Raw genomic sequence first — 13,409 nt, 5'->3', positions numbered from 1 at the left:
ATAATATAATTTAACATAAACAATAAGGAGTATGAAAATGAAATTATATAATACATATAGTAAAATAATAAATTTAGTACTTTTATTTATTATTATTTCAGCAATTGCTATACTTATTAATAAATATTTTAAACCTTTTTTTATAATAATTATTTTTATGTTATTAACTCAGCCAATATTCAAAGTATTTAATAGATTAAACCTTTCTAAAAAAATATCTGCAGTATTAAGTATATTCTTTTTAAATGCTTTATTATTTATAATTATATTTTATTTTGGTAATAGAATTATAAGTTTTGTTTATATGATTTATAATAATAATCTTAATGATTTTTTAGAGATATTTAATAGTATAAAAGTATTTTTAAATTTAGATATAGATAAAATAATTAAAAGTTTAAGTGGATTTTTTGACAGTAAATTTATTATGCAAGGAGCAATGCTAACAGGAGATGGTATAGTATCGTATTTTTTAGCTAATATAATTAGTTATTTTATATTAGTAGATAAAAACGAAATAATGAATTTTTTTATGAAGCTATTTCCAAAAGAATTTACAGAAGGATTTTTTAAGAAATTATTAAATTTAAAAGAAGTATTTAAGATAGAAATTAGATTAATTATATTAAGTGGAATTATTGTAACCATAGGATTTAGAGTGCTTTCAATAGAAAATAGTTTATTTCTTGGAACAATAAGTGCCATTTTAGATATACTTCCTTTTGTAGGAACAACAATTGTTTTTATACCAATAATAATATACAATATTGTAATGAAGAGATTTTTATTAGTATTTGGATTGGTTTTACTTTACTTCTTAGAAAAGGTTATTAGAGAAATACTTGAAGCAAAATTTTTAAGTAGTAGACTTGAAATTCATCCATTAGTAGTAATATTATCTATTTATATAGGGGTTAATATGTTTGGATTAATTGGTATAATTGTAGGTCCAATTTATAGTATAATAGCAAAAGATGTAATTTATAGCAGTTAAACTAGGAGGTAAAGATGAAAAATATTTCAATTTTAGGAGCAACAGGATCAATAGGTACACAAACCTTAGATGTAATTAGAAAATCAAAGGGTGAAATAAACCTAATAGGTATTAGTGCTAATTCATCTGTAAATAAAATAATAGAGATAATAAAAGAGTTTAAACCTAAATATGTTGCTATGATGGATGAAGAAAGTGCTAAGTCTGTTGAAAACTTTTGTATAGATAATAGTATAGATATAGTTGTATATAAAGGAATAGAAGGACTAGAAGCTATAGCATCACTAGATGAAATAGATATGGTAGTAACATCTGTTGTAGGTATGATAGGGTTAAGACCAACTATTAAGGCTATAGAAGCTAAAAAAGATATTGCCTTAGCAAATAAAGAGACTTTAGTAGTAGCTGGTGAATTAGTAATGAAAAAAGCTAAGGAAATGGGAGTAGATATTTTACCAGTAGATTCAGAACATAGTGCAATATTCCAAGCTTTAAATGGTTATAATGAAAAAGATGTAAGAAAAATCATATTAACTGCATCTGGAGGACCTTTCAGGGGTAAAGATATAGACTTTTTAAAGAAGGTTACAGTTGAAGATGCTTTAAAACATCCTAAGTGGAATATGGGTCAAAAAATTTCCATAGATTCAGCTACGCTAATGAATAAAGGGTTAGAAGTAATTGAGGCTCATTTTTTATTCAATTGTCCTTATGATAATATTGAAGTAGTAGTTCATCCTCAAAGTATAATACACTCAATGGTTGAGTATAATGATGCAAGTGTAATAGCTCAATTAGGTACCACTGATATGAAATTACCTATACAATATGCAATTAATAAAAAGGTAAGGAAAGAAGCTGTTTGTGATAGTTTAAACTTTTATGAACTTGGAAGCTTAACTTTTGAAAAACCAGATTTAGAAACATTTCGATGCTTAAAGCTTGCTTATAAGGTAGGAAAAGAAGGTAAGCTTGCACCTTGTATTTTAAATGCTGCTAATGAAGAAGCTGTTGCCTTATTTTTAGAGAAAAAAATAGAGTTTTTAAATATAGCAGAATTAATTGAAGAAGCTTTAGAAGAGTTTAAAGATGAAAAAACAAAGGAAGTAACTCTTGAGAATGTAATAAAATTAGATTCAAAGGTTAGAGATTATATAAGGCAAAAGTTGAATTAGGAGGAAGGTATATTGTATATAATTTACGCACTATTAGGTTTTAGTTTACTTATCATAGTACATGAACTCGGCCATTTTATAATGGCAAAGGCTAATGGAATAAAAGTTGAAGAATTTGCAATAGGAATGGGACCTAAGATTGTATCTATAAGTGGAAAAGAAACTAAGTATTCAATAGGTTTGTTTCCTATTGGAGGATATGTTAAAATGTTAGGGGAAGAAGAGGAAAGTAGTGATGAAAGAAGTTTTTCATCTAAGTCACCATTAAGACGTATTAGCGTTATTATTGCTGGTGCTACAATGAACTTTTTATTTGCTATTTTAATCTTTACAGTAATTTTAAATAAATTTGGATATAGTTTGCCTAAGGTTGCTAGTTTAATAGATGATATGCCTGCTGTCGCTGCTGGGCTTCAAGAAGGAGATAAATTCTTAAAAGTTAATGGTAGCAGAGTTTTTTCAGCAGATGATTTATCTATAGGTATTAACTTAGCTAAGGATGAGCCTATTAATTTCTTAATAGAAAGAAATGGGGAGAAAAAAGAAGTTGTAATAACTCCTAAGTTAGTTGAAGAAAATGGGGTAGAACAATATATGATTGGCTTTGGGTTTGAAAGGGTAACAAATCCTGGAATACTTCAAAGTTTTAAGCAAAGTTTTAATCAGACGGCTTCAGTTGTAAGTCAAACTTACAAAGGACTTAAAATGATGATTACAGGGAAGGTTAATTTTAAAACTGATGTAGGGGGACCTGTATCTATTATAAGAATGTCAAGCGAAGCTGCCAAAAATGGTGTATGGAATCTTATGAACTTTATTGCATTTATAAGTATAAATTTAGCTGTATTTAATATGTTACCATTCCCAGCTTTAGATGGTGGTTGGACAGTTATATTATTAATAGAGTTAATTACAAGAAGAAAGGTACCAGAAAAAGTAGTTGGTGCAATGAATTATGTTGGACTTATGCTTTTATTTGGACTTATGATTTTAGTAACTATAAAGGATATATTATTCCCAATACAGTTTTAGGAGAGGAAAATAATATGGAAAGAAGAAAAACAAGAAAAGTTAAGGTTGGAACTTGTTATGTTGGTGGAGATGCACCAGTTTCAATTCAATCAATGACTAATACTGATACTAGAGATGTTGAAGCTACACTAGCTCAAATTAATACATTATATAATGCAGGATGTGAAATAATAAGATGTGCTGTTCCTGATATGAAGGCTGCAGAAGCTTTAAAGGGAATATGTGAAAAGTCACCAATTCCTGTAGTTGCAGATATACATTTTGATTACAAATTAGCATTAGCTGCTATTGAGAATGGAGTTTCTGCTTTAAGAATTAATCCAGGAAACATTGGTAAAGTTGATAAGGTAAGGATAGTAGCAGAAGCTGCTAAGGCTAAAAATTTACCAATTAGAATTGGAGTAAATTCAGGATCTTTAGAAAAGGATATACTAGAAAGAGATGGTAAGCCAACTGCAAAGGGCTTAGTAGAATCTGCATTAAGGCATGTGAGAATTTTAGAAGAATTAGAATTCTATGATATAGTAGTTTCTATTAAATCTTCAGATGTTGCTATGATGATAGAAGCATATAGATTAATGAGTGAAAGCTGTGATTATCCACTTCATTTAGGCGTTACTGAATCTGGAACTCCTTTTAGAGGAACTATAAAGTCAAGTATAGGGCTTGGAACCCTTTTAGCTGAAGGGATAGGTGATACTGTTAGAGTATCATTAACAAGTGATCCAATTGAAGAAATTAAAGTTGCAAAAGAAATTTTAAAGGCTTTAAAGCTTAGAAAAAGTGGATTACAATTTATATCATGTCCTACATGTGGTAGAACACAAATTAACCTAATTAAAATAGCTGAAGAAGTTGAAAAGAGACTAGAAAGCATTAATAAGAATATAAAAGTTGCTGTAATGGGATGTGCAGTAAATGGACCTGGAGAAGCTAGGGAAGCAGATATCGGAATAGCTGGTGGAAGAGGCGAAGGATTAATATTCAAAAAAGGTGTTATATTCAAGAAGGTTAAAGAAGAAGAGTTAGTTGAAGAGCTAATGAAAGAAATAGAAAATATGTAATATAAATAATTGGCAATGGATAATTGAACTTAAGGGTTATCTTAAGAGAGTTTTACATTGTCAATTATTTTGTTAAATATGATTTTTGTTCACTATATATCCATTTAAAGGTGGTGTTTTTGTTGAGTGAAGCTGCTTTAAAACTTATTAAGAAGGAAATTAATAAGGATGAAGAGTTAGAAGATAAAGAAATTAATATTATAAAATTTCAATTTTTAAAGAAAAGTAATGTGCTTAAAGTAGTTTTAAGAGGTAAGGATAGTCTAAATAACGTTGAAGAAGAAAAAGTTAAAAAGGCTATTAAAAAAATAATAAATGTAGACATTGATATAGAAATACTATTTTATAGAGATATATCTAATTTATCATTAAAAGAAGCTGTTGAAAATCATTGGTTAGAAATTGTAGGTAATATATTAAAAACTATACCTCTATCTAAGTCGATATTAGTAAATGGAGTAAAAAAGATAGAGGGAAACAATATAATTATTTCTAGTGGATATGAAAAGATAAATGAACATTTAAGAGCTAAAGAAGTTCCAAACTTAATATCTTCAAATATAAAAAATATTTTTGATATTAAAAGTAATATTATTTTAAGATATGATGAAAGCTTAGAAAAAGAAGATAATTATGAAGAAAAGCTTCAAAAGGAAAAAGAAGTATTAAAAGAAATATTTAGTGGTAGAGATATTAAAAGTGAAGTTATGTCTTCAAAAGAGAAATCTGAAGATAAGAAGTCAGAAAAACAATCTAGACAGAATAAACCTTATGAAAAACGTGAATTTAAAAGAGAGGCTAAAAGTGAAAATAGCATCTTAGGTAGAAATATTAGTATAGAAGCTACTCCTATTAATGAAATTGATGAAACTACAGGTGTAGTTGCCATATTAGGAGAAGTATTTAAAAAGGATATTGTTGAAACTAAGACAGGAAAAATTATTTTAACATTCTTTATTACTGATTATACTAGTTCAATAACTGTAAAATGTTTTTTAAAACCACAAGAAACAGAGGAGGTATTAGAAGCAGTAAAGCCTGGCTTATATTGTAAGGTTAGAGGTGAAGCTGTTTATGATACATATGCTAGAGAAGTAGTAATTATGGGTAGAGATATCTTAAGAATGAAAAAAATAGAAAGAATGGATGGTGCTCCAGAAAAGAGAGTAGAGCTTCATTGTCATACAACAATGAGTGCTATGGATGGCGTAACTTCAGCAACTAAACTTATAGAAAGAGCTGCTAAATGGGGGCATAGAGCCATTGCAATAACTGATCATGGTGTAGTGCAAGCCTTTCCGGATGCACAAATTGCTGCAAAAAAGAATAAAATTAAAGTTCTTTATGGAGTAGAGGGATATTTAGTTAATGATGGAATTCCTATAGCATTAAATGATAAAAATGAAGACTTTAATGATGAATTTGTAATTTTTGATATAGAAACTACAGGTTTTTCTGCTATTAATGATAAGATAATTGAAATTGGAGCAGTAAAAATTAAAAATAGAGAAATAATAGATACCTTTAGTGAATTCGTATATCCCAAATGTAGAATTCCATATAAGATAACTGAACTTACAGGGATTACGGATGAGATGGTTAAGGACGCGGAACCTATAGAAGAAGTGTTACCTAAGTTTATGGAATTTATAAATGGTTCTGCAGTTGTAGCGCATAATGCAGCTTTTGATACAGGATTTATTAAGAAAAATTGTAGAGATATAGGGCTTGACTTTGAATCCACAATAATAGATACAGTTCCATTAGCTAGGTTCTTATATCCTGAACTTAAAAGAGTAAAATTAAATCTTGTTGCTAAGCATTTAGGTGTTTCCCTTGAAAATCACCATAGAGCAGTTGATGATGCAAAGGCTACTGCAGATATATATTTGATCTTTATAAAAAAGATGATTGAAGAATTAAATATTAATAATATAAGAGAGTTAAATGCGGAATATCTAGAAAAAATGGATATAAAGAAAGAAAAGACCTTCCATATTATTATATTTGCAAAGAATCAAGCTGGTATGAAAACTTTATATAAGCTAATATCTGAAGCTCACTTAGATAACTTTTTTAAGAACCCGAGAATTAGAAAAAGTAAGCTTATGGAAGTTAGGGAAAATCTAATAATTGGTTCTGCCTGTGAAGCAGGAGAGGTATATAGAGCAGTTTTAGATGGTAGAAATGATGAAGAGCTTAAAGAAATAATGAAGTTCTATGATTATTTAGAAATACAGCCAATAGAAAACAATGAATATTTAATAGATAAGGGTAATGTACGTGGAGTAGAGGAGCTTCAATCTTTAAACCGCAAAATATATAAATTAGGAAAAGAGTTAAATAAGCTTGTTGTAGCAACTGGAGATGTTCACTTCTTAGAGCCACAAGATGAGGCTTTTAGAAGAATAATAATGGCTGGTAAGGGCTTCTCAGATTCAGATAAGCAACCGCCACTTTATTTTAAGACCACAGAAGAAATGCTTAAGGATTTTGCATACTTAGGTGGAGAAATTGCAAAAGAAGTAGTAATTACTAATCCAAATTTGATAGCAGATTCTATGGAAGTGTTAAAGCCTATTCCTGATGAAACATATCCACCAAAGATTGAAGGTGCTGATGAAGAAATAAGAGAGATGACTATGAAGAAGGTTCACTCAATATATGGTGATCCATTACCTGAAATAGTTCAAAAAAGACTTGATAAAGAATTAAATTCTATCATTAATAATGGTTATGCAGTTCTTTATCTAATTGCTCAAAAATTAGTTGCGAAATCTTTATCAGATGGATATTTAGTTGGATCAAGAGGATCTGTTGGTTCATCTTTTGTTGCTACAATGTCAAATATAACAGAGGTTAATGGACTTCCTCCTCACTATGTTTGTCCAAATTGTAAGAAGTCAGAGTTTTTCTTAGATGGTTCTGTAAGTTCTGGAGCTGATTTAGAAGATAAAAAATGTCCGGATTGTGGTGCTGAGTATATAAAGGATGGGCATGACATACCTTTTGAAACTTTCTTAGGCTTTGAAGGAGATAAGGAGCCTGATATAGACCTTAACTTCTCTGGAGATAACCAAGGGGAGATTCATAAATATACAGAAGTACTATTTGGTAAAGGCTATGTATTTAAAGCTGGTACAATAGGTACTGTTGCTGAAAAAACAGCTTATGGATATGTAAGAAAGTATCTAGATGAAAGAGGACTTAGAGCATCTAATGCTGAAATAGAAAGACTAACTATTGGTTGTACTGGAATAAAAAGAACTACTGGGCAACATCCAGGAGGTATAATGGTTGTACCTAGTGACAATGAAATATATAACTTTACTCCAATACAAAGGCCAGCAGATGACCCAACCTCAGATGTTACTACTACTCATTTTGATTATCACTCTATTTCAGGTAGACTTTTAAAACTAGATATACTAGGACACGATGATCCTACTATGATTAGGATGCTTCAAGATTTAACAGGTGTAGATCCAAAGACGATACCATTAAATGATAAAGAGGTTATATCTTTATTTACATCTCCTGAAGCCCTAGGTGTTACTAAGGAAGAGTTAGGTTGTGAGGTAGGTAGTTATGGTCTTCCTGAGTTTGGTACAAAATTTGTTCGTGGTATGCTTGTTGATACTCAACCCCAAAGTTTTGCTGACCTAGTTAGAATATCTGGTCTATCACATGGTACTGATGTATGGCTTAATAATGCGCAGTATTTCATTAAAGAAGGTTATACTACATTAAGAGAGTGTATTGCAACTAGAGATGATATTATGGTTTATTTAATGTATGCTGGAGTCCCACCTAAGATGGCATTTACAATAATGGAAAGTGTAAGAAAAGGTAAGGGATTAACTGAAGAGTTTGAAAAAACTATGAGGGAAAATAATGTCCCTGATTGGTATATAGAATCTTGTAAAAGAATTAAATATATGTTCCCTAAGGGGCATGCTGTTGCTTATGTAATGATGGCAGTTAGAATTGCATACTTTAAGGTTCATTATCCAGAAGCATATTATGCTACTTACTTTACAGTAAGAGCTGATGACTTCGATGCTGATCTTATATGTAAAGGTCAGGGAGCAATTAAAGCAAAATTAGATGAACTATATGAATTAGGAAATAAAGCTACTGCGAAAGATAAAGGACTAATTACAGTTCTTGAATTATCATATGAACTTTATGCAAGAGGACTTAAATTTAAGAAAGTTGATTTATATATATCAGAAGCAACTAAATTTACTATTGAAGAGGATGGAATTAGACCGCCGATAAGTGCTCTACAAGGAGTAGGTGATAATGCAGCTAAGAGTATAGTTGAAGCAAGAAAAGATGGAGAATTTATTTCAAAAGAAGATTTGAGAATTAGATCTAAGGTATCAAAAACCGTTATAGAAACATTATCTAACCATGGATGCCTTGAAGGAATGTCTGAGACTAATCAATTATCTTTATTTTAATGGAATAAAAATCATAGGAAAGGGGAGAGTAATAATAGATTGTAAGAATTTACTCATCCCCTCTTGTTTTAATCATAAAATTATGATAGGATATATAGAGAAGTGATTTACTAATAGCTAAGAATTGGAGTGGGAGATTTAAATGCCCGCTCTTTCTATTTAATTGCAACTACAAATTAGTTGCTTTTTTTATAGATATATAAGTTGTAATAATTATTACATATTTAATTAGAGTATATTTTAAACTAATAACCATCAAGTAAGGCTATTAGTTCAGCGACTTATATAAAGAATAAATAGTCTATGATTTCAAATTATATACTTTACTTAAAGTAAGTATAAATACTTTTAATCTTATAACATCATAAAGATGTAGATTATCAATTGAAAGACATAGTAAGCTGTAATCACAAATTAAAAGTTGAATATGAAAAAAGGAGGTTAATATGAAAGTTGATGCATTAATAGAAAAAATTTATCAATTAGTAAGACCTGTAGCTGAAGAACTGCAATATGAACTATATCATATTGAATATGTAAAGGAAAATGGAGAATATTATTTAAGAATATATATTGATAAAGACGGTGGCATAAGCTTAACAGATTGTGAAAAGTTGTCAAGAAGAGTAAGTGACATTATGGATGAAGAAGATCCGATTCCAGTTGCATATTTCCTTGAAGTGTCATCACCAGGTCTAAATAGAGGTCTATATACTGAGGATCACTATAAAAAGCAAATTGGAAATGAAGTACTTATAAGATTTATCAAATCTTTTGAAGGAAGAAAAAATGTAAAAGGTATATTAAGGGAAGTAAAAGAAGACTCAATCGTTGTTGAAGCAGAAAATTTAATTACTATCCCAAAAGATAAAATAAAATCAGCAAATTTAGAAGGGGAAATATAACAAGGAGGATTTAGAAATGAACCAAGAGTTTATAGGCGCTCTTAAAGAAATTGTAAAAGATAAGGGGATTAGCGAGGATTTAATATTTACTACTATAGAAGATGCCTTAGTTGCAGCATATAAGAAAAATTATGCTAGTCCAACTACTTCAGCACAAAATGTGAAAGTAAGTATTAATAGAGAGTCTGGAGAAATACACGTATATGCTCAAAAAGTAGTTGTAGAAGATGTGTATGATTATGTTACAGAAATTTCTATAGAAGAGGCTAAGGAAATTAGTCCAAGATATGATCTTGATGACATTGTAGATTTAGAAGTAACTCCAAAGAACTTTGGTAGAGTTGCTGCACAACTTGCAAAGGGAGTTGTAACTCAAAGAATAAGAGAAGCAGAAAGAAATATAGTTTATTCAGAATATAAAGAATTAGAATATGATATTATAACAGGAACTGTTTTAAGAAAAGATAAAGGTAATGTATTTGTTAATTTAGGAAGAATAGAAACATCTATTGGACCAAATGAGCAAATTCCAGGTGAAGTCTATAACTTTAATGAAAAAATTAAATTATATGTAGTTGAAGTTAAAAATGGTTCAAAGGGAGCACAAATTTTAGTTTCTAGAACACATCCAGGTTTAGTTAAGAGACTTTTTGAGTTAGAAGTACCTGAAATATATGAAGGTGTAGTTGAAATTAAGAGCATTTCAAGAGAAGCTGGTTCAAGAAGTAAAATTGCAGTTTATTCTAATGATGAAAATGTTGATCCTATGGGAGCTTGTGTTGGACCAAAAGGAGCTAGAGTTCAAAATATCGTAAATGAGCTAAAAGGCGAAAAAATTGATATTATTAAATGGAGCAAAAATCCAGAAGAATTTATAGCTGCATCATTAAGTCCTGCTAAAGTATTAGAAGTGGAAGTATGTGAAGAAAGCAAATCTGCTAAAGTAGTAGTTGAAGATAACCAATTATCTTTAGCTATAGGAAAAGAAGGTCAAAATGTTAGACTTGCAGCTAAACTTACTAATTGGAAGATTGATATAAAAAGCAAGTCTCAAGCAGATGCATTAAAGACAGAATCAAAAGAACTAGATGAAGATTTAGTTGTAGAATAAGGAGGCTTTTTTATGAAAGTAAAGAAAATTCCTTTGAGAATGTGCACAGGATGTATGGAAATGAAGCCTAAAAAGGAACTTATACGTGTAGTTAAGAGTCCAGAGGGAGAAGTTTCAGTTGACTTAACAGGCAAAAAGTCTGGCAGAGGTGCTTATGTTTGTAAGAGTGAAGAATGTCTAGAAAAGGCTTTTAAAGCTAAAAGATTATCTAGAAATTTAGATATAGCAATTAGTGAAGAAGTATATAACAAGTTAAGGGAAGAAATAAGCAATGAATAAATTTTTTAACTTTTTAGGATTAGCTAAAAGATCAGGAAATATTATTGAAGGTTACAGTAAATGTGATGAATCTAGAAATAAAAAAGCAATATTTTTATTTATAATATCTAAAGATGCATCAGAAAGTACAAAAAAGAAGTTTAAAAATCATTGTTTAGCAAAGAATATAAGAGTAATAGAAGATTTTACAAAAGAAGAATTAGGAAATTCCATTGGGAGAGAAGAAGTGAAAATATTAGCTATATTAGATAAGAATATGGCAAAGAAGCTTTGTACCCTTTATGATGAGGATAAGATAAAAATTTAACCGGGGGTGATTTTATTGTCAAAAATCAGAGTATATGAATTGGCAAAAGAACTTAATATCAGCTCAAAAGAGCTAATAGAACTATTAATGAATGAATTTAGCGTAGATGTGAAGAATCATATGAGCGTTATAGAAGATGAAGATGCAGAATTAATCAAGGAATTACTTGGTGAACAAGAAGCTTCTGAAGATAAAACTATTGTAGACGAATATGAAGAACAATTACAAGAAGAAGTAAATAATCAAGCTAAGAAGAAAAAGAAGAAAAAGAATCAAGAAGAATCAGAGGCTATTGGAGAAGGTGGTTCTGGTGTTGTTGAAATAGGAGAAACTATAACAGTTAAAGAATTAGCTGAAAAGATTGGTAAGCCTACAGCAGATGTTATTAAAACTCTTATTTTTACTGGAGTTATGGCTGCAATAAATCAAGAAATAGACTTTGCAACTGCTGAAAAAGTATGCGAAAAATATGAATGTTTAGTAGTTAAAAAGGAAGAAAAAGAAGAATTAGAAGTAGTTGAAGAAGAAGATATAATCGAAGAAAACTTAGTGAAGAGACCACCTATAGTTACTGTTATGGGTCACGTTGACCACGGTAAGACTTCTCTTTTAGATGCTATTAGAAAGGCTAATGTAACATCTCAAGAAGCTGGTGGTATAACTCAACATATTGGTGCTTATACAGTTAACTTAAATGGAGAAAAGCTAACATTCTTAGATACTCCAGGTCACGAAGCCTTTACAGCAATGAGAGCTAGAGGAGCACAAGTTACTGATGTAGTAATCTTAGTAGTTGCAGCTGATGATGGTATCATGCCACAAACTAAGGAAGCAATAAACCACTGTAAAGCAGCTGAAGTTCCAATGATAGTTGCTATTAACAAGATAGATAGACCAGGAGCTAATATTGATAGAGTTAAGCAAGAACTCACTGAACATGAGTTAGTTGCAGAAGACTGGGGTGGAGATACAATTTGTGTTCCTGTTTCAGCGAAAACTGGTGAAAACTTAGAACAATTATTAGAAATGGTATTATTAACTGCTGAAATGTCTGAACTTAAAGCAGATCCAAAGAGAAAAGCAAAAGGTACAGTTATAGAAGCTAAATTAGATAAGGGTAGAGGAGCAGTTGCTACACTACTTATTCAAAATGGAACATTACATGTTGGAGATTCAATTTTAGTTGGATCAACATATGGTAGAATAAGAGCTATGTTTGATGATAAGGGTAAGACTATAAAGTCAGCAGGTCCTTCAATTCCAGTTGAGATATTAGGACTTTCAGAAGTTCCATCAGCTGGAGATAGATTTACTGTAGTTAAAGATGAAAAAACTGCAAGAAACATGGCGGAAACTAGAAAGCAAAAGATGAAGGATGAAAGCTTCCATTCACAAAATAGAGTATCTCTTGAAGATTTATATAGTCAAATTCAAGAAGGAACAGTTAAAGAACTTGGAATAATAGTTAAAGCTGATGTACAAGGTTCAGTTCAAGCTATTAAACAATCTTTAGAAAAACTTTCTACTGAAGATGTTAAGGTAAGAGTTATTCATGGTGGAGTTGGAGCTATAACTGAAACAGATGTAACTTTAGCAACTGCATCAAATGCATTACTTATAGGATTTAATGTAAGACCAGATTCTAATGCTAGTATAATAGCAGATAAAGATGGCGTTGATATTAAAACTTATAGAATAATCTACGATGCTATAGAAGATGTTAAATCAGCAATGATTGGTATGCTAGATCCAGAGTACAAGGAAGTTGTAAATGGTAAGGCAGAAGTAAGAATGGTATATAAGATTTCAAGCATTGGTACAATTGCTGGATGTTATGTACTAGATGGTAAGATATTAAGAAACTCTGAAGTTAGGGTTATAAGAGATGGAGTAGTAATATTCGAATCTACATTAGCTTCACTTAAGAGATTTAAAGATGATGCTAAGGAAGTTAATACAGGATATGAATGTGGATTAAGTGTAGAAAAGTTCAATGATATAAAAGAAGGCGATATTATAGAATCCTTTAGCATGCAAGCAGTTGAAAGAAAGCAGCTTTAATAAAGAGGTGATTTT

The 13,409-nt window shown here is 30.2% G+C and carries 10 protein-coding genes; all 10 read left to right on the top strand.

Annotation, left to right across the window (positions count from 1 at the left end):
- Positions 1–37: 37 nt before the first annotated feature.
- On the top strand, positions 38–994 hold the full coding sequence (locus GPX08_RS01710; protein ID WP_156624762.1) for an AI-2E family transporter: 957 nt from the start codon (positions 38–40) through the stop codon (positions 992–994).
- A gap of 14 nt (positions 995–1,008) precedes the next feature.
- A complete protein-coding gene (locus GPX08_RS01705; protein WP_156624760.1) occupies positions 1,009–2,169 on the top strand; it encodes a 1-deoxy-D-xylulose-5-phosphate reductoisomerase in 1,161 nt (386 codons plus the stop codon).
- 12 nt (positions 2,170–2,181) lie between these two features.
- On the top strand, positions 2,182–3,201 hold the full coding sequence (gene rseP, locus GPX08_RS01700) for an RIP metalloprotease RseP (RefSeq protein ID WP_156624758.1): 1,020 nt from the start codon (positions 2,182–2,184) through the stop codon (positions 3,199–3,201).
- A gap of 14 nt (positions 3,202–3,215) precedes the next feature.
- Positions 3,216–4,265, top strand: a complete 1,050-nt coding sequence (gene ispG / locus GPX08_RS01695; RefSeq protein WP_156624756.1) for a flavodoxin-dependent (E)-4-hydroxy-3-methylbut-2-enyl-diphosphate synthase — start codon at positions 3,216–3,218, stop codon at positions 4,263–4,265.
- 122 nt (positions 4,266–4,387) lie between these two features.
- The gene (locus tag GPX08_RS01690) at positions 4,388–8,731 is read left to right on the top strand and encodes a PolC-type DNA polymerase III (RefSeq protein WP_156624753.1); all 4,344 of its coding nucleotides are present in this window, start codon (positions 4,388–4,390) and stop codon (positions 8,729–8,731) included.
- 446 nt (positions 8,732–9,177) lie between these two features.
- A complete protein-coding gene (gene rimP / locus GPX08_RS01685; RefSeq protein ID WP_156624751.1) occupies positions 9,178–9,636 on the top strand; it encodes a ribosome maturation factor RimP in 459 nt (152 codons plus the stop codon).
- 16 nt (positions 9,637–9,652) lie between these two features.
- The gene (nusA, locus tag GPX08_RS01680) at positions 9,653–10,747 is read left to right on the top strand and encodes a transcription termination/antitermination protein NusA (protein WP_156624749.1); all 1,095 of its coding nucleotides are present in this window, start codon (positions 9,653–9,655) and stop codon (positions 10,745–10,747) included.
- Positions 10,748–10,759: 12 nt separating this feature from the next.
- Complete coding sequence (locus GPX08_RS01675) at positions 10,760–11,026, top strand: DUF448 domain-containing protein (RefSeq protein WP_156624746.1); 267 nt, start codon at positions 10,760–10,762, stop codon at positions 11,024–11,026.
- The gene (locus tag GPX08_RS01670) at positions 11,019–11,333 is read left to right on the top strand and encodes a 50S ribosomal protein L7ae-like protein (RefSeq protein ID WP_156624743.1); all 315 of its coding nucleotides are present in this window, start codon (positions 11,019–11,021) and stop codon (positions 11,331–11,333) included. Before GPX08_RS01675 ends, GPX08_RS01670 begins: the two co-directional genes overlap by 8 nt.
- A 15-nt stretch (positions 11,334–11,348) precedes the next feature.
- Positions 11,349–13,394: a translation initiation factor IF-2 gene (infB, locus tag GPX08_RS01665; RefSeq protein WP_156624741.1), complete on the top strand. Its 2,046-nt coding sequence runs from the start codon at positions 11,349–11,351 to the stop codon at positions 13,392–13,394.
- Positions 13,395–13,409 lie beyond the last annotated feature (15 nt).

The organism is Clostridium tertium, from assembly GCF_902652255.1.
GTDB lineage: Bacteria > Bacillota > Clostridia > Clostridiales > Clostridiaceae > Clostridium > Clostridium tertium_A.
This window is presented reverse-complemented; position numbering and strand designations above follow the sequence as displayed.